This is a genomic window from Butyricimonas sp. DFI.6.44 (assembly GCF_022132345.1).
Classification (GTDB): Bacteria; Bacteroidota; Bacteroidia; order Bacteroidales; family Marinifilaceae; genus Butyricimonas; species Butyricimonas muris.
Genome location: NZ_JAKNJD010000005.1, coordinates 101,138 through 124,415, shown reverse-complemented (window position 1 = coordinate 124,415; position 23,278 = coordinate 101,138). Strand labels below are relative to the sequence as shown.

The 23,278-nt window shown below is 45.9% G+C and carries 18 protein-coding genes and 1 tRNA gene; 7 read left to right on the top strand and 12 right to left on the bottom strand.

What is annotated here, in order from left to right; all coding sequences use genetic code 11:
* Positions 1–26: 26 nt before the first annotated feature.
* Together L0M98_RS08505 and L0M98_RS08500 are read right to left on the bottom strand one after the other, a co-directional pair.
* Positions 27–887: a sigma-70 family RNA polymerase sigma factor gene (locus L0M98_RS08505; RefSeq protein ID WP_026207779.1), complete on the bottom strand. Its 861-nt coding sequence runs from the start codon at positions 885–887 to the stop codon at positions 27–29.
* A gap of 99 nt (positions 888–986) precedes the next feature.
* The gene (locus L0M98_RS08500; RefSeq protein WP_227215556.1) at positions 987–2,456 is read right to left on the bottom strand and encodes a trypsin-like peptidase domain-containing protein; all 1,470 of its coding nucleotides are present in this window, start codon (positions 2,454–2,456) and stop codon (positions 987–989) included.
* A gap of 308 nt (positions 2,457–2,764) precedes the next feature.
* Between L0M98_RS08500 and L0M98_RS08495 the strand changes: the two genes are divergently transcribed.
* From L0M98_RS08495 to L0M98_RS08480, 4 genes are all read left to right on the top strand, one after another.
* Positions 2,765–5,281 (top strand): FtsK/SpoIIIE family DNA translocase, encoded by a 2,517-nt coding sequence (locus L0M98_RS08495; RefSeq protein WP_227215555.1) that lies wholly within the window; start codon positions 2,765–2,767, stop codon positions 5,279–5,281.
* 79 nt (positions 5,282–5,360) lie between these two features.
* Positions 5,361–6,293 carry a CPBP family intramembrane glutamic endopeptidase gene (locus L0M98_RS08490; RefSeq protein WP_227215554.1) on the top strand — a complete coding sequence of 311 codons (933 nt, stop codon included), beginning with the start codon at positions 5,361–5,363 and terminating at the stop codon, positions 6,291–6,293.
* A 113-nt stretch (positions 6,294–6,406) separates the two neighbouring features.
* Positions 6,407–7,612: an aminopeptidase C gene (locus L0M98_RS08485; RefSeq protein WP_176555106.1), complete on the top strand. Its 1,206-nt coding sequence runs from the start codon at positions 6,407–6,409 to the stop codon at positions 7,610–7,612.
* Between the two features lie 120 nt (positions 7,613–7,732).
* The gene (locus L0M98_RS08480) at positions 7,733–8,929 is read left to right on the top strand and encodes an FprA family A-type flavoprotein (RefSeq protein ID WP_227215553.1); all 1,197 of its coding nucleotides are present in this window, start codon (positions 7,733–7,735) and stop codon (positions 8,927–8,929) included.
* Between the two features lie 169 nt (positions 8,930–9,098).
* Here the strand turns inward: L0M98_RS08480 and L0M98_RS08475 are convergent, their stop codons facing one another.
* From L0M98_RS08475 to L0M98_RS08455, 5 genes are all read right to left on the bottom strand, one after another.
* Positions 9,099–10,121, bottom strand: coding sequence for a histidine kinase (locus tag L0M98_RS08475; RefSeq protein WP_227215552.1), 1,023 nt, complete (start codon positions 10,119–10,121; stop codon positions 9,099–9,101).
* A 2-nt stretch (positions 10,122–10,123) separates the two neighbouring features.
* Entirely contained in the window at positions 10,124–11,563 is a 1,440-nt protein-coding gene (locus tag L0M98_RS08470; RefSeq protein WP_099293167.1) for an MBOAT family O-acyltransferase, read from the bottom strand.
* Between the two features lie 3 nt (positions 11,564–11,566).
* Positions 11,567–11,809: an acyl carrier protein gene (locus tag L0M98_RS08465; RefSeq protein ID WP_099293168.1), complete on the bottom strand. Its 243-nt coding sequence runs from the start codon at positions 11,807–11,809 to the stop codon at positions 11,567–11,569.
* Between the two features lie 10 nt (positions 11,810–11,819).
* Entirely contained in the window at positions 11,820–13,298 is a 1,479-nt protein-coding gene (locus tag L0M98_RS08460) for an AMP-binding protein (RefSeq protein ID WP_227215551.1), read from the bottom strand.
* Positions 13,299–13,369: 71 nt separating this feature from the next.
* Positions 13,370–15,478, bottom strand: a complete 2,109-nt coding sequence (locus tag L0M98_RS08455; protein WP_227215550.1) for a heavy metal translocating P-type ATPase — start codon at positions 15,476–15,478, stop codon at positions 13,370–13,372.
* Between the two features lie 303 nt (positions 15,479–15,781).
* Here L0M98_RS08455 and L0M98_RS08450 point away from each other — a divergent pair.
* From L0M98_RS08450 to L0M98_RS08440, 3 genes are all read left to right on the top strand, one after another.
* A tRNA-Ser gene (locus tag L0M98_RS08450) sits at positions 15,782–15,866 on the top strand.
* 319 nt (positions 15,867–16,185) lie between these two features.
* Positions 16,186–16,602: a hypothetical protein gene (locus L0M98_RS08445; RefSeq protein ID WP_237961685.1), complete on the top strand. Its 417-nt coding sequence runs from the start codon at positions 16,186–16,188 to the stop codon at positions 16,600–16,602.
* A 3-nt stretch (positions 16,603–16,605) separates the two neighbouring features.
* Positions 16,606–17,742 carry a DUF4377 domain-containing protein gene (locus tag L0M98_RS08440; protein WP_136498341.1) on the top strand — a complete coding sequence of 379 codons (1,137 nt, stop codon included), beginning with the start codon at positions 16,606–16,608 and terminating at the stop codon, positions 17,740–17,742.
* An 85-nt stretch (positions 17,743–17,827) separates the two neighbouring features.
* Here L0M98_RS08440 and L0M98_RS08435 read toward each other — a convergent pair whose 3' ends face one another.
* From L0M98_RS08435 to L0M98_RS08415, 5 genes are all read right to left on the bottom strand, one after another.
* Complete coding sequence (locus tag L0M98_RS08435; protein WP_136498340.1) at positions 17,828–19,231, bottom strand: mobilization protein; 1,404 nt, start codon at positions 19,229–19,231, stop codon at positions 17,828–17,830.
* 214 nt (positions 19,232–19,445) lie between these two features.
* On the bottom strand, positions 19,446–20,402 hold the full coding sequence (locus L0M98_RS08430) for a toprim domain-containing protein (protein WP_136498339.1): 957 nt from the start codon (positions 20,400–20,402) through the stop codon (positions 19,446–19,448).
* 211 nt (positions 20,403–20,613) lie between these two features.
* Complete coding sequence (locus L0M98_RS08425) at positions 20,614–21,690, bottom strand: AAA family ATPase (protein ID WP_136498338.1); 1,077 nt, start codon at positions 21,688–21,690, stop codon at positions 20,614–20,616.
* 14 nt (positions 21,691–21,704) lie between these two features.
* Positions 21,705–22,013 carry a DUF3853 family protein gene (locus L0M98_RS08420; RefSeq protein WP_005856031.1) on the bottom strand — a complete coding sequence of 103 codons (309 nt, stop codon included), beginning with the start codon at positions 22,011–22,013 and terminating at the stop codon, positions 21,705–21,707.
* A gap of 225 nt (positions 22,014–22,238) precedes the next feature.
* Positions 22,239–23,273: a hypothetical protein gene (locus tag L0M98_RS08415; protein ID WP_136498337.1), complete on the bottom strand. Its 1,035-nt coding sequence runs from the start codon at positions 23,271–23,273 to the stop codon at positions 22,239–22,241.
* Between the last annotated feature and the right edge of the window lie 5 nt (positions 23,274–23,278).

Genomic DNA, 23,278 nt, shown 5'->3' with positions numbered 1-23,278 from the left:
TTGTCTAAAAAAAGGATACCTTTCTTTTATCCCAGATAAGTTTTCAGTAATTTACTTCTTGACGAATGTCTCAAGCGGCGGATAGCCTTTTCTTTAATCTGGCGAACACGTTCGCGGGTTAAACCGAACTTCTCGCCGATTTCCTCCAAAGTCATCTCTTGGCAGTTGATACCGAAGAAAAGACGGATAATATCGCGTTCACGTTCAGTCAACGTTGCTAAAGCACGTTCCACCTCGGTGGATAGAGATTCGTTGATCAACGTTTTGTCGGCAACAGGCGAGTCGTCGTTTACCAGCACGTCGAGCAAACTGTTGTCCTCTCCTTCCACGAAAGGAGCGTCCACGGAAATATGGCGTCCGGAAACACGTAGGGTATCTGCCACCTTCTCTGCCGGCAAATCCAATGTCTCCGCCAACTCTTCCGGCGACGGACGGCGTTCATGTTCCTGCTCGAAGCGGGAAAAGGCCTTGTTGATCTTGTTCAGTGAGCCTACTTGGTTCAACGGCAGACGTACAATACGCGATTGTTCCGCTAACGCTTGCAAAATAGACTGACGAATCCACCATACGGCATAGGAGATAAATTTAAATCCCCTCGTCTCATCAAATTTCTCAGCTGCTTTGATTAAACCTAAGTTCCCCTCGTTGATAAGGTCAGGCAAACTCAACCCTTGATTCTGGTACTGTTTTGCAACGGAAACCACGAACCTCAAGTTCGCCCTCGTCAATTTCTCCAACGCTCTCTGATCACCCTTGCGGATTCGTTGAGCTAACTCAACTTCTTCCTCCACGGTAATCAAATCCTCCTTACCAATCTCCTGCAAGTACTTGTCGAGAGAAGCACTCTCTCTGTTCGTTATAGATTTCGTTATCTTTAGCTGTCTCATAGTCGTTCTTAAATTCTCCCCCAAATATGTCGCAAAGGTAGAACAATTTATCCATATACCAATATGTTAAAATCGACACCTTTCTATTATTAACTTTTTTTAATCTTGTGGCGGTAAAGCATAGTACTCGATGCGTCCTCTCGGCGAAACAGTTGTCACAAGAACACCCTCGTTTTCGGCCGTTTTAAGTGCCCGTACCAAGTCATCCTTATCATAAATAACCGTGTTATTAATTTTCAGGATAATATACCCTTTATCCAGCCCGATCGCTTTAAACGGACCGTTCTTGATATCGGTAATCTGCACGCCGCCGTTCAAACCGTAACGGTAACGCGTTTCACGGCTCAGCGGTTCGACAGTTGCACCCAAAATACCCGTGTAGTTCTTATCCACGAGAGATACATCGCCATACGTGTTCTGCAATACCACGTCAAGGTCCTTCAACTTGCCTCCCCGACTCACGGTAACTTTCACCGTGGCTCCCGGGTGGTATTTAGCCAACTGTCCCTGAAATTCCGGACGAGTCTTCACCTCGATACCGTTAATAGCCTTAATCACGTCACCTTTCTTCATCCCGGCTTTGGCGGCAGCCCCGTCAGGGATTGCCTCGAAAACGTAAATACCGCTCGTTTCCTCTATTCCCAGCTTCTTCGCCACGGAAGGTGACAATTCCTCGTTCGGCATTGAAATTCCCAGCATAGCCCGTTGTACCGTACCGAAATCTTTCAAGTCACCCACTATCTTTCTCGCTATATTCGAGGGCACCGCGAAAGCGTACCCGGAATAGGAACCCGTGGGCGATTCTATCGCCGTATTGATACCGATCAGTTCCCCCTTGGCATTCACCAACGCTCCCCCGCTATTACCCGGGTTCACGGCGGCATCCGTCTGCAAGAATGATTCGAGGCTCATCCGGTTTCGATTGATACCCAATTCTCTCGCCTTGGCACTGATAATACCCGCCGTAACGGTTGAAGTCAGATTATACGGGTTACCTACCGCCAGCACCCATTCGCCCAACTCCACGTCGTCCGAATTGGCATACTCGAGGTAAGGCAATCCGGTTGCCTCGACTTTCAACAAAGCGATATCCGTGTTCGGATCGGTACCGACAACCTGTGCCTCGTACTCCTTTTTATCATTCAAGGTCACTACAATCTTATCGCTATTATCAATCACGTGATTGTTCGTGATAATATACCCGTCTGCCGAAACGATTACACCCGAACCTATACCCATTCTCTGGGGAGCCTCGCGTGTACGCGGTGCGTTCCCGTATATAAAATCCCAGAAAGGATTGCCTATATATTCTCGTCCCATTTGTACCGTTTTGACATGAACAACAGCCGGAACTGTCTTTTTGGCAGCCTCCCTCAGATCGACGCTACCGGCACCTCCCGCGGGAAGCGCGGCTTCGGAAGTCAACGCCACGGGGCGCACTGCCGCCGGAGAAGCAATCTCCATTCGCGGAACCGTATTTTCACTCTCTCCACGGAAGGCGTCTATCGCCACGAAAGCGAGACAACCGCCAATGACTCCCAAGCCTAAATTCGCTAATGATTTCTTCATGGTCATATCTTTATCTCCTTTATTCATTAAACGTAAATACTATTCAATTTGTTTGGATACTACAATATTAGCAATATCCTTGCCAACTCTATATTAAGAAATTCTTAATTAAGATACCTTAACCTTGTTTCGCCCGCGGCGAGTTGCAAGTTACAGGTTCACAAGTTGCAAGTTATCCTCATCGGTCCAATTTATCGATTCTTTCATCATTTCAATCTAAAATCTAAAATTTAAAATCTAAAATCTAAAATCTAAAATCTAAAATAGATACATTTGTACCTGCGATATTCGATTAATTTCTATTCAAAATGATAACACGTATAAACAGTAAAAAGAACGAAAAGACGCGCGGTTCGCTTTCCCTTGGTTTCCTCAGAGATCCCCGGACCCGTGTAGTTGTAGGGTTGATATTCATGTTATTTTCCGTCTATCTTTTCGTGTCACTCGCGGGCTTTTTCTTCACGGGCGGCATGGATCAAAGCCTGATAGACAAAGAAACGCGGGAACTCGTCACGAATCCCGATATTGTCGTGGGGAATCCCGGCAGGAAGCTGGGAGCTTATCTCTCCGACTTGCTCGTGAACCGCTGGTTCGGCGTGTCTTCATTTATATTCTGCTACCTGCTGTTTATCATCGGTCTGGGCATCATGGGACGTCCGTTGAAAAGCCTCGGGAAGAAAATCCTCCTTAGCTTCGTGCTTGTCATCTGGATCTCCTTATTACTAGGATATATCTTCAATTTCGTTCCATCCGGTTATGTCTTCCCCGGCGGGGCGCACGGTTATTTCGTGTGTTTCTGGTTAAATTCGTTTATCGGTGAAATCGGGACTCTTTTCCTTTTACTGGTATCGTTTGCCGTTATCCTGTTCTTCGGGTTTGAAAATGCCTTTAATAAATGCGTGACAATGGTCAAGGCTTATTTCGCCCGCAAGGCACAACGCAAAGAAGAGAGAAGGATGGCCAGAGAGGCCGCGGCAACCCAACGGGAAATGAAAACAGAACAGCCGGAAAACGAAACCGAGGACACAAACTTGTCTCCGGAAAATGAAATCATCACGGAAGCCCCGACAGAAGACGAGTTCTATTCCAATGTCACGGAAAAAGAGCCAATCGAAGAGGACCACACGGAAGAAATCACCTCTCTTGTAACCGTCAACAATCAAGTGGAATTACCGCTGAACGACGAAAACCGCGAGGACATCAGGCAAGACACGGAAACGATTACCCCACCGGCGACCGACGATATCGAATTAACCGTCATGGCGGACAAACTGGAAGAGCAATTGACCAAAAACCTGATGCCGGACACGGAATACGATCCGACATTGGATTTATCCAATTACCAGTACCCGCCACTGGATTTGCTGGAAGAATATGCCTCCAATGCCTCCAAGGTAACCGCCGAGGAACTGGAAGAAAACAAGAACACCATTGTCGAAACCTTACGGCAATATAAAATAGAAATCACTAAAATCAAGGCAACGATCGGTCCCACGGTCACTCTCTACGAGATTGTACCCGCCCCCGGTATCAAGATCTCCAAAATCAAAAACCTTGAAGATGACATCGCCTTAAGTTTGGCGGCATTAGGTATCCGCATTATCGCCCCGATCCCCGGGGCGGGAACAATCGGCATCGAGGTTCCCAACCAAAAGCCGGAAATCGTTTCCATGCGAGGTGTTATCGCTTCCAAGAAGTTCCAAGAATCTAAATACGCCCTTCCCGTCGCCTTAGGCCGTACCATCTCGAACGAGCCTTATACTTTCGACTTGGCTAAAATGCCCCATCTTTTGGTTGCCGGGGCAACGGGACAAGGTAAGTCCGTCGGCTTAAACGCGATTATCACCTCGTTACTGTACAAAAAACACCCGTCACAATTGAAGTTTGTCATGGTAGACCCGAAAAAAGTAGAGTTAAGCATCTACTCGGTCATCGAGAAACATTTTCTTGCCAAACTCCCGGACGCAGAAGAAGCTATCATCACGGACAACGACAAGGTGGTCGCCACGCTCAACTCGTTGTGTATCGAGATGGACAGCCGTTACGACTTGTTGAAACTGGCTCACGTGAGAAATATCAAGGAATACAACGAGAAGTTCGTGAAACGGCAACTGAACCCGAACAACGGACACCGCTATCTACCTTATATCGTGGTCGTAGTCGACGAGTTTGCCGACTTGATCATGACCGCCGGAAAAGAGGTGGAACAACCGATTGCCCGTATAGCACAATTAGCCCGTGCCGTGGGAATACACATGATCATCGCCACGCAACGCCCCTCGACAAATATCATCACGGGTGTGATCAAGGCAAACTTCCCCGCGCGTGTAGCCTTTAAAGTTGCCTCCATGATAGACTCGCGCACGATTCTCGACTCACCGGGAGCGAACCAACTTATCGGTCGGGGAGATATGTTGATCTCCAAAGATAGCGAGATGGTACGCGTGCAATGTGCTTTTGTCGACACACCGGAAGTGGATGCTGTCACGAAATTTATCGCCGACCAACAGGGATACCCGGAAGCCTACATGCTTCCCGAGTACGTTTCCGACACGGAGAACGGTGTCAACAGTGACGTAGATCTAGGCATGAAAGACCCCTTGTTCGAGGAAGCTGCCCGTCTGGTTGTGAACACACAGCAAGGCTCGACTTCATCCATACAGCGTCGTTTCTCTATCGGCTACAACCGTGCCGGACGAATTATCGACCAACTGGAAGCCGCCGGAATCGTGGGACCGTTCGAAGGCAGTAAAGCCCGTCAAGTACTGATTCCCGACGAGTACAGTCTGGAACATATACTCAAAACCGTCCAAGAACAATTTTAAAAATTTAGAATGAATACTATCTTGCTTCGGGAATCATACAATTTAAAATCTAAAATTTAAAATCCAAAATTAACACGTTATGTTTTTAGAGAAAGCGTACAGAGGAAACAACAAATGGTATTTTTACCTGCTCACGTTGATTATCGTTTTCGCGGCAGTGCAATTGGCATCCTTACCGCTCGCGTTGTATTACATTCTTAAAGACCCGCAAGCGGCCTTATCGGGAAATGCCAATAACCTGTTAGCCATCACGAACACGAACCTCGGGTTAGCTCTCATGCTGTTTACTTTCACGGCGGGAGTTATCGCTCTACTTCTCTGCGTGAAGTGGCTTCATCACAAACAACCCTTGGATATTCTCACGGGACGCAACCGCTTTGATATAAAACGTACTCTTTTCGGCGCCTTGATCTGGGGGATACTGTCGTTCGTGTTATTGGGAGCGCAATACGGTTTCGGTGATACCTCCAACTTGGTTTTCCAATTCGAACCGTTCAATTTCTTCATGATGTGCATCGTGATCCTGATATTCATACCCTTTCAAGTCGCCTTTGAAGAATTTATCTTCCGAGGGTACCTCATGCAAGGCAGCGTGCTACTTTTCAAATACAGGTGGGTAGCCTTACTGATCACGGGTTGCATATTCGGACTGCTTCATGCCAGCAATCCCGAAGTGGAACGTTTCGGGTTCTGGGTAGCCATGCCGCAATATATCCTCATGGGACTGATTCTGGGATTCGTGGCCATCATGGACGACGGTCTTGAACTCGCCTTGGGATTACATTTATCAAACAATGTCATTTCATCCATCGTCGTAACACACGAATCTTCCGCCCTGCAAACTCACGCCTTGTTCCGGGATATCAACCCACAAGCCTCGCACATGGATACCCTCGTGATGCTCGCGTGCGGAATCATTTTCATTTGGGTATGTAACCGGAAATATAAATTCCTCACGAAAATCAACCTGTGGGGAAAAGTGGAGCAACCGGATGAATCTTTCAACTCTTAAAATTTTCTTAATACTCGAGAGGGATTGATTACATTACCAATAAAATAGTATCTTTGGCAGCGTTCAAAAAATAGAAATAATTAATTAATCAAATAAATCGAAGCTTCAACAAAATGAGAAAAATTACATCATTCATGTTTGTTTTCGTCTTTGCATTATCTTTCTTGGGTAACGCGCAAAACACGAAACAAGACCAACCGAAAGGATATCAATTCACGGATATCAAAAGATTACCGACAACTTCAGTAAAAGATCAGGCTCGTGCAGGTACTTGCTGGTCATGGTCAGGAATTTCTTTCTTCGAATCTGAAATGATTCGCATGGGTAAAGAGCCTATCGATCTTTCTGCCATGTACATCGTAAGACACGCGTATAGCGACAAGGCCGACAAATTTGTTCGCTTGCATGGTAACATGAACTTTGCCGTGGGTGGAGCTTTTTGCGACGTGATGCACGTGATCAAAAATTACGGTATCGTTCCGATGGACGTGTACATGGGATTGAATTACGGCGAACCGAATCACGCTTTCGGTGAAATCGACGACGTTCTTGCCGGATATATCAATGCCGTGATCAAAAATTCAAACAAAAAATTGAGTACCGCATGGAAAAACGGATATGAAGGTATTTTGGACGCGTATCTCGGTCCGGAACCGGAGAAATTCGAATACAAAGGAAAAGAATATACCCCGAGAACCTTCGCTGACGAGGTAGTAGGTTTGAACATGGACGACTACGTGAGCTTGACTTCATTCACTCACCACCCGTTCTATACCCAATTCGCTATCGAAGTACCCGACAACTGGTTGTGGGGATTGTCATACAACTTACCGTTGGACGAACTAATCAAAGTTATGGACAACGCTATCGATAACGGGTACACTTTCGCGTGGGCTTCCGACGTGAGCGAGAAAGGATTCCAAACCGTTAACCCGGGAGTTGCCGTAGTACCGACCAACGACACGAAAGAGATGAGCGGTGCCGAGATTGCCAAATGGGAAGCTATGCCTAAAGGACAACAAACGGCAGACGCGTTCAAACAAGGACCTGCCCCGGAAAAAGAAATCACCCAAGAATTAAGACAAAAAGAGTTCGACAACTATCTGACGACGGATGACCACGGTATGCACGTGATCGGTAAGGCAAAAGATCAAAACGGTACAGTTTACTTTATCGTAAAGAACTCTTGGAACAAGTACAATAAATTCGGGGGATATTTCTACGCTTCTTATCCTTTCATGAAATACAAAACGATGAACATCATCGTGCATAAAAACTCTATTCCGAAGGATATTAAAAAGAAACTTGGAATTAAATAAATCCTTTCTATCACACGGTAGAGAAAACCTATAAAAAAAAGGCTGTCATCCCTAGTGATTGACAGCCTTTTTTCATATTTTCGCGAAAATCAAAGTAAATCACATAAATTAAAATATACTATGAATTTAGCAAGAGAGATCAAGAAAGACATTTATTGGATTGGAGTCAATGACCGTAGAACTCATATTTTCGAGAATTATTGGCCGCTTCCCAAAGGTGTCGCTTACAACTCCTATATTATCGTGGATGAAAAAGTGGTTGTTATCGACACGATCGAAAGAAGCAAAATGGACGATTACGTCGAGAATATCGAGCAACTCCTTAACGGGCGGAAAGTGGATTATCTGGTGATAAACCACATGGAACCTGACCACACGGGAGCTATCAAAGCCCTGTTATGCTGCTACCCGGACGTGAAAATCATCGGCAACGCGAAAACATTCCCCATGCTGAAAAACTTCTACGGCGTACACGAGAATCTTATAGAGGTAAAAGAAGGAGACTCTCTTGATTTGGGCAAACATAAACTGAACTTCTACATGGCGCCCATGCTCCATTGGCCGGAAACAATGGTAACTTTCGAATCCACGGAAGGTATCCTGTTCAGTGGCGATATTTTCGGGGCATTCGGAACTCTTGACGGCGGTATCTTTGACGATGAACTGGATTTGGATTACCTTGAAGAAGAAATTAGCCGTTATTACTCCAACATCGTCGGTAAATACGGTCAACCCGCGCAGACAGCCTTAAAGAAACTGGGCGGACTTCCTATCAACATGGTTTGTGCCACCCACGGTCCCATCCGCCGTTCGCATATTGCAGAAATTGTAGCCAAATACGACAAGTGGAGCAAATATGAAACAGACAAAGGTGTTGTTATCGTCTTTAGTTCCATGTACGGGAATACCGAAAAGATGGCGGATGTCATCGCCCGTTTCCTCGCGGAGAGAGGTATCAAGAAAATCCGTATCCATGACGCTTCCAAAACACACCCGTCATATATTATCAACGATATTTTCCGTTATCGCGGGGTAATCTTCGGAAGCTGCGCGTATAACGGCAACGCTTTCCCGACAATGGAAACCCTTTTGACGGAACTCGAACACATGGGCGTGAAAAACCATGTAACGGCATTCTTCGCCGGAAAAGCATGGGCAGGCGGTGCAATGCCCCGTTTCAACCAGTTCGCCGAAAAGATCAAATGGGAAGTAGTCGCTCCCGCTTGTGAAGCATGCGGCTCCCCGAAAGACGATGATCTCGAAACTTGCCGCAATATCGCTTACGCGATGGCTGATAAGTTGGACGAGCTTTATTAAAAGATGAGTAGCCCATGAGCTACTCCTTTTTGCTACCTTCTTCCACGTTTCCCTATACCAAGAACGTAGCATCTTCGAAGCATGAACGTAGCAAAGACGCTCGAAAGCGTTTTTGCTACGTTCATGCTTCGAAGATAAAAAGATTATGCTGGCGAGCAATCGTCACCAATCATTGGACAATCCCTATTGTATCCCTTTTCCCGTACATCGCTTCGAGAATCTTTCTTCCCAACAAGGGACGATAATGTCCTTTCTCGTAATAATTGTGAACATCTGAAGTAAATTCGTTCACCCCGGAGAAGTCAAACACGTTCGCTGCCCCGAATATGTCTTGCAGTTGTTTCAAATCGCTCGGGTTCAATCGGACTTGGTCATATTTCGGGTTGATTAATATCTTGCAATTCGTACCGTGTTTCACGAAAATATCCCTCATCTCCGAAAGCATATCAAATTGTTTTTTCATGATAATCGGCGGAGAAACTTTCCGTACCGTATCCCGCACGGGAAATTCTTTCTTGTGCCTTTCCCAGTACAACTCACCATAATCCGCGATCTCCTTTTCCCGCGGATTATACACATCATTCGACCTGCAATTCCGTTCCACCTCTTCCCTGTTGATCACTCCCCTCATGTAACGTTTATACCGTCCGGTAACACGATAATCCACGTAAGGCACCCAAAAATCGGGATTAAAAAACGTCTGCAAGAAACACATCTGAAACTCCCAGTTACTTTGCCCCGTCACTTCCGGGTGTAGGACATGGGTGGATATATTACCTATTTGTGTTTGTTTCAATGTCGCGTAATCCAACAGGATAATCATATTCGCGATAGAATCCTGCACCGCATCCAACGCCCGCACTTTTCTATATATATTCCCCAATCGCTCGGCACTACCGTAAAGACGGATAGCACGCCCTCCCGGTATATACTTCTCCCAATCCTTGGCTTGAAAAGCCATCGTGCAGGAGTTCCCTAAAAGGAAAGAATTATATTTCACGGAATCCCTTTGCATCCGGTAATATTGCCATCCCACGTATCCCTCGTTCACCGCCACCGGGGATTTATAATAATCTTTATACTCGTGCAAGACCTCGAAGGGATCGTCATAGAAATACAATCCCAATAAAGTAAGAAAGGGCAAAATCAGCAATACACATTTCAACAAAAATAAGGCAAACGTCTTCTTCATGGCTAAAATTGCAAATAGATAAAATCTTTACTCCCGAACTCGCCGAACACAAGGAAAAGGAATATAAATAAATAATATATTCCCCAGCGAACCACTGCCCGTTGCCGACTGACAGCTTTCAACAAATCCCGTTTCGACATAAAATACTCGTACACGAACAAAAGGACAATGGCGGCAACCAGCACGATAATATCATGATCCGGCATTCCCATGCGAAGTTCTTTTATCCCGTGCGGCAGGCTCAACGATAAATGACTGAACATGTACCATACTTCCGACAGCGTATCCAATCTGAAAAACACGAGCGAGATAGCGAACAACAGGTAAGTTCTCACCACGGAATATACCCCGAACACGCTCTTACCCGTGAATTTCTCCAACTTTCCCCGGAATCCGGCGGCAAGCATCTCGTAACTGATATATAGTCCCTGTATCAAACCGTAGATTACGAAATTCCATCCCCCGCCGTGCCACAATCCCAACAGTACGAAAGTGATAATCAATGCGTAGACAATCCCCCACTGCCCCCAATAGCGTTTACTGGCGGCAATCGGCTGATAGAGATAATCCCTCACCCAAAAGGATAAGGTCATGTGCCATCTCCGCCAAAAATCCGTGATCGTTTTCGCCGTGAAAGGTCGATTAAAGTTAGGCGACAGCTTGTAACCAAATACCATCGCACCCCCTATCGCTATATCCGTGTAACCGGAAAAGTCCGCGTAAAGTTCTATCGGGTAAAGCAATCCCGCCAACAGCAACTGCACACCGCTGGTACTCTCCACGGAACCCAATATATCGTTCAGGTAAGGAGCCAACCGATCGGCAATAATCATTTTCTTCATCAGACCGATACACATTAGCTTCACCCCGTAGGTCACGCCCTCGTAGTCAAAAGCCTTTCCCTCCTTCGACTGCGGCAGAAAATCCCCTGCCCTTTCGATTGGGCCCGACAGGAATTTCATGAAGAATAACATGTACAGCGTGAAATCCGGCAGGCTTCTCTCCGGATTCTCGTCACCCCAGTACACGTCTACCAAATAGGACAGTGCTTGAAAAGTGTAGAACGAGATTCCCAAGGGGAACAGGAAGCCTTTAGCAGAAAATTCAACCGAAATCCCGACCAATCCCAGCAACCATTGCAGGTTACTCTCGATAAATCCCAAATATTTGAACACCGCCAGAAAAAGAATCAGAAAGACCATACCCGCGCAGAATATCCGTTTCCGGGTGACGTCATTCTCCTGTCTGCCGATAAATTTTCCAAGGTAAAAGGTTACCCCGGTTATCGCCAAAGCGATAACCAAGAACATCAGGTTAAAGTAAGCGGCAAAACAAAAACTCGCCAGCAACAGCACGCTCTTCTGGAATTTCCGGGGCAGCGTGTAATACAACACGACACTACACACGAACAGGAGAACGAACTCCCATGAAGTAAACATCATACGCTACCCGACCTTATTTTGAATGACACGACACAGGTCACCCACGTTTTTAAACTTCAACACTTCCCGCAATGAAAACCGTATCCCGTAATGCTTCTCCACGGCCGTGATTAACCGCATATTCGTCAAAGAATCCCATCCCTGCACGTCCGACGCCACCGTTTCTTCTTTCAACACGATGTCATTGTTTTTCAGTATATCCCGAAAAATAACACTAATCTCGTCCAATATCTCCTGAATTTCCATAGCTTTATATTTATACAAGTGACAATAATTTTTTCCTATCAATCTTATTACTCGTCCCCAACGGGAAGACCTCCAGACAATGCACGCGAGCGGGCAACATGTACACGGGCAAATGCATTTTCATAAATTCGAGCAACGAGGGAGTGTCGCACTCTGCCGCCTCGATAAACAAGTGTAACTGACATCCCCCGTCATCGTCTTTTTTCGCCACGACAACAACATTCTTCTCCTCCCGATAGAATTTTCTCGCCGTGTACTCGATCTCGTTCAACTCCACCCGGAAGCCCTGCACTTTTACTTGGTAATCTTTTCTGCCGCAATAGATGATATCCCCGTCGGCATCCATGTAACACAAGTCGCCCGTTTTATAGAACACACGCCCGTTATGTCGCACCAGCACCTGTTCGGACTTTTCCCGGTCTTTCCAGTATCCCGCCATCACCTGCGGTCCGCTCACCCACAATTCTCCCTTCTCTCCGGTATTCAACGCCTGCCCGTCCGCATCGGCAATAACGACTTCCATTTCTTCAAAAGGTCTGCCGATCGCGATCATCCCGTGATAATGCTTGCATTCTTCACGAGGGATACGATAAGCCGTACAATATATCGTTGCTTCCGTGGGACCATACAGGTTCACAAATTCAGCATTCGGGGCACACGCCCGGAAACGAGCCAGCACGTCTGCCTGCGCTGCCTCTGCCGTGACGATCAGGTATTTTAAATCCGGTAAACGGATCTCGTCAAAATAAGGGGACAAAAACTGAAGTAACGAGGGAGCTATCGCCGCGAATGTCAATCGCTCATCCTCCAGCAACTCGTACACTTTCGTGTACTTCATCTCACCCGGTCCCACCGTGTAGATAGCCGCACCCACCGTCAACGGGAACAACGTCGAAACCACCGAAACGTCAAATGTCAACTCGAACATCTGCAACATCCGGTCATCCGCCCCAAGGTTCCATCCCAAAGCGGAATAAGCCGTATAGAACGCGTTGAGGTTGTCCCGGGTAATCGGCACGCCTTTCGGCTCTCCGGTACTGCCGGAAGTGAAAATAATATACGCTTTCGTGTCCCCGCTCCCGTAATTGTACTCGGCGTGTTCTTCACCCCGAAGTTCCCGGGTAGAAACAAAAGCCACACTTTCCGGCATCGCCTTCGCCATATCACATTCGTCGGCGTACAACACCACCCCTATATCTCCCGCTTCCCGAATCTTGTTATTCCGGTTGTCCGGGTAATGCGGGTGCAGTATGACATACGTTTTCCCGGACAGCAACACCGCAAGGATGGCTGCATACGTTTCTATCCGGTTTCCCGCCACAACCCCGATAACCTCTTCCTCCCGCCCGTCCAAAAAAGCGTGAATACCGTTGACACAAGCGAACAATTCCTTGTAAGAATACGCTATGCCGTCAATCACAAAAGCCGTTTTACCGGGATACATTCCGGCACTCCGGACTATATCCTTTAATATATTCATCCCATCCATAAAATTTCGCTATCTACTAACGCGGTGACAAATTTAAGTAAAACCTTTCGCAATACTCTATAAAATAGGCATTATTTTTTCACTCTCAACATCATGGCGTTTATTGCCACGATCACCGTACTCAATGACATCAGCACCGCTCCTACCGCCGGACTGAGGATAATCCCCACCGGGGCAAGCACTCCCGCCGCCAAAGGAATGGCAAGAATATTATATCCCGCGCCCCACCACAGATTCTGTACCATTTTACGGGTAGTACTCTTGGCAAGAGCAAGGAAAGTAACTATATCATAAGGATTACTGCGCACCAGTACCACGTCGGCTGAGTCTATCGCCACATCGGTACCCGCCCCGATAGCAACCCCTATATCCGCACGGGCAAGCGCCGGGGCATCATTCACCCCGTCACCGACCATCATGACTTTCTCTCCTTGTTGCTGGTACGCAATCACAACCTGATCTTTGTTTTCCGGCAAAAGCGAGGCATGCACATCCGTGATTCCCAAGCGGGCAGCTATTGCAGAGGCGGCAGCCTCGTTATCTCCCGTCAGCATCACCGGACGAACGTGTTCCTTCTGCAATTCCGCCACGACAGCTTCAGCCTCCGGTTTTATCCTGTCGCCCTGAGCGACAAGCCCGACAACAGTATCTTCCACCACGAGAAAACTCACCGAATTTCCCTCGCCTGCCAAACGAGCAAACAATTCCGTGTCATAGGGTATTTTCCGTCTGTCGAGGAATGCCGCCGTCACGATCTCCACGGTCACCCCGTCAACCACACCGATCAAGCCTGTACCGCTTATCAACGTCACGTTCTCGACACGCGGCACCGGAATCCCTCTCTCCTTCGCCTCGGCAATAATACTTGCCGCCAGAGGGTGATTCGAACCCGTTTCCAGCGCCGCCATAACCCGTAACACTCTCGCTTCATTCCAACCCTCCGTCAATGCCTGCACGGCGGATACCCGGAAGTTTCCCTCGGTCAGTGTCCCCGTCTTATCCATCGTCACCACGGTTATCCGCCGTGCCTTTTCCAGCGCATTACGATTCCGGATAAGCAACCCGCGTGCCGCACCCAACGAAGTAGAACGCGCTACCACCAACGGGATTGCCAACCCCAGAGCGTGAGGACAAGCAATAATAAAAACCGTCACCATACGTTCAAGAGCGATATTCAGACTACCATCCGCGATCAGCCACACGACGAAAGCGATAATACCTGCCGACAAGGCAACGTAGAACAATGCCTTTGCCACCTTGTCGGAAACGGATTCCGCCCGTGATTTTTCTTGTTGCGCTTCGCCGACAAGTTTCATCACTTGTGCCAGATAACCGGACTCACCCGTACCCGTGATTTTCACCACTATCGTTCCGTTGCCGTTGATCGAACCGCCTATCACCCGTGTCCCCGCCTTCTTCTCCACGTCCTTCGCCTCACCCGTTACCATGGCCTCGTTGACCGTCGTTTCTCCCGATACCACCGTCCCGTCAGCAGGCACTTTCTCTCCCGGCTTCACCATAACCTGCTGCCCGACTTCCACTTGTTGGAGAGGAACATCCTTTGTTTCACCATCCGCCCCCACGAGATGCGCACTGCCGGGTAACAACTCCGCCATCTTCTGCAAAGCGTTCCCCGCGTTCCCGACCGCCCGCATTTCAATCCAATGCCCCAGCAACATGATCACTATCAGCGTTGCCAGTTCCCAAAAGAAATCCATCTTGTGTCCAGAAGCATGTACGAGGTTATTGGCGATAAAAGCGTAAAGACTATACACGTATGACACTGCTATCCCCATAGCAATCAATGTCATCATTGCCGGCCTCTTCATCCGCAACTCCATCGCCGCACCGGACAGAAAAGGGCGTCCGCCATAAAAGAACAGAAAAGTCGCTAACGCCAGTACCACCCATTCCGAGCCGGGGAACGTGATCTGAAACGACGTGTGCATCCCCATCATCGGAGAAAGCAACAAGATCGGGATCGTTATCACCAACGATACCCAAAATTTCCGCCGCAAATTCCCCATGTGCATCATGTGCCCACCCGCCATATTCATTTGCTTGCTATGACCATCTTTCATATCCGTTTGTTGCATGTGTTCCATCGTCCCATGCCCGGCAGACATATCCATTCCCGGCATCTGTCCCCCGTGTTCCGTGTTTATATCTTGTTTTTCCATGACTTTCTACTTGATTGTTTCACTAATAATTTTAACGAATAAAGAGTCTATTTTGTTCGAATCGAAGACTCTTTAGTCCATAAGTTCCGTGAAGTTCATAAGGTCTATAAAGTCCATGCCCCTTACGGGGCGTTTTGTCCACAGTAGCGTTGCTGCCGGTGAACACGGTCTAAAGGACACCTGTAACCTTACGGTTCTTATCGGGATTACTGATCTTACGAACCACAAATACATCTTTTTTGAAAAAAGCCTTTTATTTCTTTTTGCAGATTCAAAATTTCCTCTATCTTTGCATCCGCATTTGGAGAGGTGGCAGAGTGGTCGATTGCGGCGGTCTTGAAAACCGTTGTACTGCGAGGTACCGGGGGTTCGAATCCCTCTCTCTCCGCAGTAAACGCTGAAAATCAGTAAATTGCAAAACAAACACCCAATTTTACACCCAAAAATGTAAAGTTGGGTGTTTTTGTATTATTTAAGATGAATCAAGCATCCCTTATTCACACCAGTTTACTACTGTAACACTTTTCCAAATACAAGAGAGGCAAATCCTTAGAAATATCAAGGTTGTGAGTTATAAGTTAAAAATAGTGGTAATTGAATTGAAGTCTGAATATTATCGCTATTTTTGTAATTGTTTTAATAGCTTATTAACTTGCGTATGATAAATGATGAAAAAGTATATTTTTCTATTCAGTATGTTCTTGTCAATGGTTTTGGCAAGCTGTACGGTTTCTAAATCGGTGATTTCACAAGATACCGATTTGACAAAATACAAATATGTTACAGTCATTGATAATGACACGTACAGGATGCCGCCCGAACTCGTGCAGTATCAAATTCAATTGTACGATGCAGTGGGACAATCGGGCCTGACTATGGTGAGCCAGTATCGTATGGGTGATTTGACGCAGGAGGAACAATCTGCTTTATTGATAGCCAAATTCGGGGTCTCTGCCCGGCAAGAAGAAACTGTGGTCACAGTCAATTTTATAGATTTCAATACAGACCGCCCTTTAGTTTCCTGTCAAGGTGCTTATACTACGCTTGGATTCAGCGCAAATGCTGATATTAAGGGAGCTCTCAGACGTGTGGGTGAACAGATTTCAAAGACTTTTAATAGATAAACGATGATGACTAAATGTATTAAAACGGTTTTATTGGCACTGACAAGCATCGTCTTTTTGGTGAGTTGCGATGAAGACGAACTTACAGACAGAGTGGAAACAATAAAAATGTATGTGTCTGCCGAAACAGGTACGTATATGCCATGGGGAAGTGAAGTTCCTGTAGAGTGTATGCTTGTGAAAGAAGATGGTGATTTGGAATATTCCCATCTTGCCTTTGGCGGCATTCAGGGATTTGATTATGTACGCGGACATGAATATGAGTTGGAAGTACGTAAAACGACATTTGCCAATCCACCGGCTGACGGCTCGAATATAGCTTATGAGCTTCTTAAAATCATAAATGACATTCCTCCTGTCACTCCCAAACCGGAAGAACTGCCTGAAGAGGCTAAGTTTAAGTTGAAGATGGTGCAACTTGTTCCATTTATGGATTTGGACACCCCGTTGGCTGCTCCTTTTGATTTTCTGACATTTAGAATACTCAATCATAGAGACGAATACTCATTCCCCGTCACACCAGACTTCTTGAAATACTATGACCTGATTGAAATGTCTTCTCCGCTTTTACCTGATACTTATTGCGTTTACAGATATAGTACAGATGGGAACAGGACGGAGGAAAGTTTTACTTCCCAGTGGGGTTCTTATTTTTACGAGAAAACAGATTTCCCGATTTGTCTTAAAGGCTATAAAGATGGAAAGCTGATATACGAGTGTTCAACGACTCAGGTCATGCGTGAACGTGACTTCCTTGGGGTGGACTGGAAGAATGGAAGTTTTGCACTTGCCAACCCTAAGACTAATGGTATATATAATGTCCTTGATACCCGTTATGAGTTTCTATTGACAGATACTCAAAAAGCCAATGAGACTTGTTTCATAAAAATACAAGTATCTAATTCTTCGCATCTTGCTGATGCAGAATACCTCAAAGCGCAAGAAGAGGGATTGAAATGGCTGTTGGGAAAGCATTTAGGCGAAAAGTCTTCACTAACCGCGTCTGATTTCAAGACACTTCCCGAAGGTGCAGATGTGGTGGAAACTTATGAAAATAAGACTACGCGTGTGGCAATTGTTCACCAAAATGCGGATGACTTGCATGAAGAACGCTACTATGCCATAGCCGAATCCAAGTAAACTATTTGTTGACTTCATAAAATTAGTAAAAAGTACCATTCCCGTTGTCGGAAATGGTACTTTCATTTCTCAAAACAAAAGTATTTTACATTCTAAATCCTTTACTTTTTCTTGGTTCTTCTGCAGTGTTGCGTAAACCTTGCCGTAATTTCTCCACTTGTTCCTTGAACCATTCGCTTATTGGTTGTCTATTTATAGTCAGTACCAGTTTGCTATCATCGGTTGGATGTTTCTCTACCTTGAAGATGTCGTTTTTGATTTCAAATCTTCGTCTATGCTCTTCGGAATAGATTTTTCCATTACATCTGATGGCTTCTTTCTTTGTCAAAAGACAATCAATCATATCTTTAGTAAACCCAATGACAGCACATAGTTGTTCCATTCTCAACATTTCTCTAAGCATCGGAAACCACTTGAATGCCTTTTCAAGTAGGGTGTTCAATCGTGATATTTCCCTGTCTTTGGCTTCAAGTTCTTGGTTATGTATTCCTTGAAGATTGCGTATCTGTTTGTCATGTCGTTCTTGCATTTCCTGCATTTGGATTTTGAGGGTGTCAATACCTTTGTTTCGTTCGGCAATCTCTTGGTGCAAATTTTCGTTAGTTCGCTCCAGTTCTTTCAGCTTTCCACTTCCGAAAAGAGAACCAACTCCGCTTGCTATGGCGGTGGCAGCATCGGTGGCTACGCTTTTTAGTTTGTCCGTGCGTATTTCTGATTTTACCTGTCTGAGTTCCTGTTCGGCAAGACTTACCTGTTGTTCCTTGTGTCGTTTGGTTTCATCTATACGTTGCAGTTCGGCTTTCTGTTTCTCAATGATGAAATCGTTCCTTTCCAAATGTTCCTTGCCTGTCTCGGCTTTGGATTGCCCACGTTGCATGGAGAGGATGTCAGAAGCCAAAGTCTGCATTTCCATCATATCGTCATCGTTGAGCTTTTGGCTCTTGCCCGTGTCGTGGTTCATCCAGTCGAATACGATATGTGCATGGTAATTCGGCTTGAACCATCTTTCACCGACTTGGAAACTCTCTTTGTCCTCTGCATCAGGCTTTCCGTTCAGCCAATGCCCCTCGTCCTTGTGCAGGAAGATTTGAAGCGGAGTGATGCCCCAGCGTCTTTGACATTCCTCGCCAAATTTCTTCACGTCTGCCAGTGTGGTGTCCGGTTTGATAAGCAGCACACCCTCACGGATGGGTGAACACCCTGCCACTTTTATGATTTTTCCGTTCTTCCCTTTGCGCTCACGTTCTTTCTCCTGCATGGCACGACCAGTCTTTTCCTTTACCATTTGTTTGATGTGGTCGTAGTGCGTTTGCAGGTCGGGGCTGCCGAAGTCCGGGTTTATCCATCGTTCGTTGTCGGTGGATAGTTCGGGTACAATGTAGATTCTGGACTCTCCGATATTACGCATGTATTCGGCAGTCCTTCGGTTATGAGCCTCGCTTGATTTAGCGTTGCAAGGCTTGATATGTATGCTTGATTTTGTTGCCATGACTATTCTGATTTATTGTTTACGATAGATTGTTTTGCTCACTTTCACAGAGGGGTTCTTAGGGGTGCCACCCATAAGCGGAGTTTCCAAAGAGAGGGTCACTCTTTGGTCGGGTTGTATAGGGCTGACAGCCCTTGCCGGGTTCTTAGGGCAGAACCATAAGCCCCTCGGGAGAGCCCACAACTACGAAAGCGAAGCGTGTAGTTATAGTGGGCTATAACCAAAAGCCGTTTTTCTTTTTTGGTGGTTGGCTGCGCGTCCCTTTTGCTGATTGAACTTGCCTGTTTCTTTCAGCCTGTTTCTGTAAGTATTCGTTCAAGTCCTTGCATCCGCTGTATGTCTGCGAAGCGTCACGGATGTATAAGTCCCTGCCGTATTCCATACGGATTTGTTGGAGTGCTTCCATCCCTGCACGGTCATTGTCAAAGAAACAATGGATGCGCTCGTAGCTCCCCAAAGGATAGAGGGCTTTGGAAACATTGGCTACGGAATTCAGCACCATATAATCTTGCCTATCCAGTTCGGGATATTTCGGGCAATTCTCCAATCTCAAAGTGAGAAATGAAAGGTAGTCCATAAATCCCTCAAACACATAACACGTTTCCCTTGCTGTTCCTGATTGTCTGATGTGGGATATTTCCTTTGGGGAAATGCAGCCTTTGAAATATCTGTTGCGGATTTCATACCCACCCGACATGTTGGGAAAGGCGATGGCGAAATACCGTTTGCCTTTATGGGTGAAGTGCGCTTCCTTACATTCTCTTTTTGCCAGTGCAATGTTTATTCCCCTTTCCTGCAAATAGGTGAATAGGGCAGGAGAAGAAAGTGGTACAATCTCCAACTGCTGAAAACTCGGCTCGGAAGATGATTGCTTGCCAAAAGAAAAAGATACGGGACGAATGCCGGGTGCCAGCTCTCCGATTCTTTGCAGGAGGTATGGCACATGGTCTGAACTGTAAAGTTCCTGCGCAAGTGCGATGATGTTCCCACCCTTGCCGAGTGCAAAATCATACCATTGGTTACGTTCTGTATTCACCTTGAACGAGGCTTCCGTTTCTTCCCTTAGCGGTGACTTATACCACAGGTTTATTCCCTGCTGTTTAACCGGAGAAAAGCCCAAACTGTACAGATAATCTGCTATCTTGATTTGTTTCGCTGTCTGTATATCCATAAAACGATTGGTTTAATGATAATTGAATTGGTTTATTTCTCTTTTCGCCCGTACCTCTTTATGAAGTACGGTCTATAATCACTTCACTTTATTTTCGTATATATAGGGTACGGTAATAAAGTGAAGCGGTTTTGTCACATTCCGCAACCACTTCGCTTTATCCCTAATATATAGACCCTCGGAATAAAGTGAAGCGATTACATGGTGTGGGCTAATAGTGGAAGTCGGGCATGAACGTGTACTTTCTGCCGTTCTCCTGTACTATCATCCGTTTGTTCCTAAGCATGGTGATGAGCGATACCGCCTTTTTATGGTTTAGCTTTACACCCACCGACACATAGGTCTTGATTAAGGTGTCTTCCAGTTCCTTGTAGCCGTATTCTTCTTTCAGTCCGAAAACGGCTTCCAGTGCGATTCGGTGTTGCTGTTCGGTGATATGCCTGTAAGGGTCGAACTTTTCTTCTTCGGGTCTTCCCGGTTTCTTGGCTTCCGGCTTGTAACCCTCCATCAGTTCAGGCAGGGCATTGTCATTGATACGGAATGAAAAAGGCTCGAAGTCCATTGCCCGTATGTGCATGGCTGAAACATTGCTTATATCCCCGTTGCCCTTGTCCTTTTCCACAAGGAGGACGGTTTCCGCCTTGTTGTTCAGTTCCGTGCCGATATGTCCCCTCGCGTTCTCATCGCCCTTGTTCTGGTGGAGTATCGTGTGGATATGTATCTGCCTGTCGTCCGTCCACTGCATCAGCTTGGATATGATGCGTGTCGATTCACCGGGACTGTTGATGTCATATACCATGTCACGGATGCCGTCTATGATTACAAGGGCTATGTCAGGCGTATTGTAGATAGCCTGTTCGACAATCCTGATACGCTGTTCTGGTGTGTATTTCCTCAAAGCGAGAAATTCAAGATTCTCATTGTCCCTGTCATCGGGAAGTCCTGCCATCCGCAAAATACGTTTCATGACTTTCAGGCAATGGTATGGGCTTTGCTCCGTGTCCACATAAAGGATTTTCCGTTTGTCTTCCGGAAGTTCCGCCACATATCGCAATGTCGTGCCGTTCTTCAATGCGGCAGCTACGATAGCCGACACATTGAAGGTCTTTTTACTCTTGGCTTTGCCGATGGATGCGCTGAAATTTCCCAATGTCCCTATGACGGAACCATGCACTTTAAGAATCTCAGGTGCTTTCTCGTAACTTTTCGACAGGCTCAAACGTGAGGCTTGCCAAAGGATTACGGCTTCTTCTGCCGATATATCCTTAATCTCTTTCATATAATCCATAAGTCTCCCTCCCGTTATTTTCGTCCTCCGGTTTTCTTTCCAGCCAGTTCAAGGGCAAGTTCCGCATCAACGATAATCTTGCGCCCTATTTGCGTAATGGCTTTGTCTATCTTTCCGCTTTTCTTTATACGGTTGGCGGTGGGCAGACTGCACCCGAACAATTTGGCAATGCCAAGTATTCCGTACACATATTTTCTTTCTGTGTCCGTGACGGGCTGCGGCTGCGCTTCCGTTTGGTTGGAAGCGTGCTTGCTTAGAAATATGAACTCTTCGCCTGTCATCTGCCAGACGGGTTTTAATAATAACTCTTGAAGATTTGTCATCGTCCAATCTATTTAGTCGTTAAACAATCAGCCCTGCGCACTGGCTGTTATTTCTGTTCTCGAACGATGCAAAATTAGGTATGGTTGTGAGTGGTAAGGATGTGGATGATATAATTTGGTGTTGTTGTATATCACTGAATATCAGATAATAAAAATACCACTCAAAAATTAATTTGAGTGGTAAAAGTGGTAATTTCGTAGAATGTCAGGTTATATCACGAATTATCAGAATATGCTTTCCATTTCTTTGGCGAATCTTTGGTTGCTGTCACTCGGAAAATCGGAAACAGGTTCTTTGTATTTCGACCTGTAATAGCTCTCGTCAATATCCAACAATTTTAATATTTGGCTTCTCCATTCATCCCTGTATTGCTTGGATAGTTTCTCGCTCATCAGGAACATCAGGTAACACACCCGTATCTTTTCCCTTGCCTTGATTTTTAGTTTGTTTTTGCAGGGGTACAGGTTTATATTGGCATAGAAGTCCGCTATGGTAATGGCTTCGAACTGTTCCCCGACACAAGTTTCATGAATGGGTGAAAGCGACTTCATGTCAAAATATTCATGTTGTCCCTCCGGTGTATTCTGTACTTCTTCTTGCTCGTTTTGCTTGACTGGTTCATCCTGCTGTTTTTCTTCCCCATCATCAGGAAGGTACTTTTTCAGAACTTCCATAAAAAGAAGGCTTAGGCGGTAAACATTACCGGAAAGGTTCTCTATATATTGAAAAGCCTCTTTCCTGTCTTGCTTTTGCAGTTCATATAGTTTATCCAGTTCCTTCTTTTCCTTGTCGTATTCAGCCTTGCAGCGTTCATATTCCTTTTCTGCCTGTATTTCTTCTTCGTCTGTATGCTCCCGAAAACCAATGAAATCATATCTGTGGTATGCGTCATTCAAAGGCTCGTGCAACTTGGTGGTAATCTCCAACTGGTCCTTGATTGCAGAATTATGCCTGTCTGCGTAGTGAAAACACACACGCTTTATGACGTCATCATTCAGCGGTTTTGTTTCATAAGCCCGTATATTCTTTTCTATTTCGATTTTCAGACTATTGAGAATCAATGTGTATTGTTCTTTTTGCTTGTCAAGTACCAACTCAAGGATGGCGGCTTCAAAAGCCTTTGTATCATTATGCTGCCGATAAAAGTCGGTAATGAATTTCTGCTTGTCAAAAGAAAAAGCATAATTGATTACCCAATCATTATATATTCTGTTGAGTTCTCCATATTGGGGAATCAGTTTGTTTATTTCTCCTGCCATAGACT

What these genes read in the sequence shown, in the direction of transcription:
- L0M98_RS08505 (WP_026207779.1), bottom strand. Translation starts at nt 887, where the DNA reads ATGAGACAGCTAAAGATAACGAAATCTATAACGAACAGAGAGAGTGCT.
- L0M98_RS08500 (WP_227215556.1), bottom strand. Translation starts at nt 2,456, where the DNA reads ATGAAGAAATCATTAGCGAATTTAGGCTTGGGAGTCATTGGCGGTTGT.
- L0M98_RS08495 (WP_227215555.1), top strand. Translation starts at nt 2,765, where the DNA reads ATGATAACACGTATAAACAGTAAAAAGAACGAAAAGACGCGCGGTTCG.
- L0M98_RS08490 (WP_227215554.1), top strand. Translation starts at nt 5,361, where the DNA reads ATGTTTTTAGAGAAAGCGTACAGAGGAAACAACAAATGGTATTTTTAC.
- L0M98_RS08485 (WP_176555106.1), top strand. Translation starts at nt 6,407, where the DNA reads ATGAGAAAAATTACATCATTCATGTTTGTTTTCGTCTTTGCATTATCT.
- L0M98_RS08480 (WP_227215553.1), top strand. Translation starts at nt 7,733, where the DNA reads ATGAATTTAGCAAGAGAGATCAAGAAAGACATTTATTGGATTGGAGTC.
- L0M98_RS08475 (WP_227215552.1), bottom strand. Translation starts at nt 10,121, where the DNA reads ATGAAGAAGACGTTTGCCTTATTTTTGTTGAAATGTGTATTGCTGATT.
- L0M98_RS08470 (WP_099293167.1), bottom strand. Translation starts at nt 11,563, where the DNA reads ATGATGTTTACTTCATGGGAGTTCGTTCTCCTGTTCGTGTGTAGTGTC.
- L0M98_RS08465 (WP_099293168.1), bottom strand. Translation starts at nt 11,809, where the DNA reads ATGGAAATTCAGGAGATATTGGACGAGATTAGTGTTATTTTTCGGGAT.
- L0M98_RS08460 (WP_227215551.1), bottom strand. Translation starts at nt 13,298, where the DNA reads ATGGATGGGATGAATATATTAAAGGATATAGTCCGGAGTGCCGGAATG.
- L0M98_RS08455 (WP_227215550.1), bottom strand. Translation starts at nt 15,478, where the DNA reads ATGGAAAAACAAGATATAAACACGGAACACGGGGGACAGATGCCGGGA.
- L0M98_RS08445 (WP_237961685.1), top strand. Translation starts at nt 16,186, where the DNA reads ATGGTTTTGGCAAGCTGTACGGTTTCTAAATCGGTGATTTCACAAGAT.
- L0M98_RS08440 (WP_136498341.1), top strand. Translation starts at nt 16,606, where the DNA reads ATGATGACTAAATGTATTAAAACGGTTTTATTGGCACTGACAAGCATC.
- L0M98_RS08435 (WP_136498340.1), bottom strand. Translation starts at nt 19,231, where the DNA reads ATGGCAACAAAATCAAGCATACATATCAAGCCTTGCAACGCTAAATCA.
- L0M98_RS08430 (WP_136498339.1), bottom strand. Translation starts at nt 20,402, where the DNA reads ATGGATATACAGACAGCGAAACAAATCAAGATAGCAGATTATCTGTAC.
- L0M98_RS08425 (WP_136498338.1), bottom strand. Translation starts at nt 21,690, where the DNA reads ATGGATTATATGAAAGAGATTAAGGATATATCGGCAGAAGAAGCCGTA.
- L0M98_RS08420 (WP_005856031.1), bottom strand. Translation starts at nt 22,013, where the DNA reads ATGACAAATCTTCAAGAGTTATTATTAAAACCCGTCTGGCAGATGACA.
- L0M98_RS08415 (WP_136498337.1), bottom strand. Translation starts at nt 23,273, where the DNA reads ATGGCAGGAGAAATAAACAAACTGATTCCCCAATATGGAGAACTCAAC.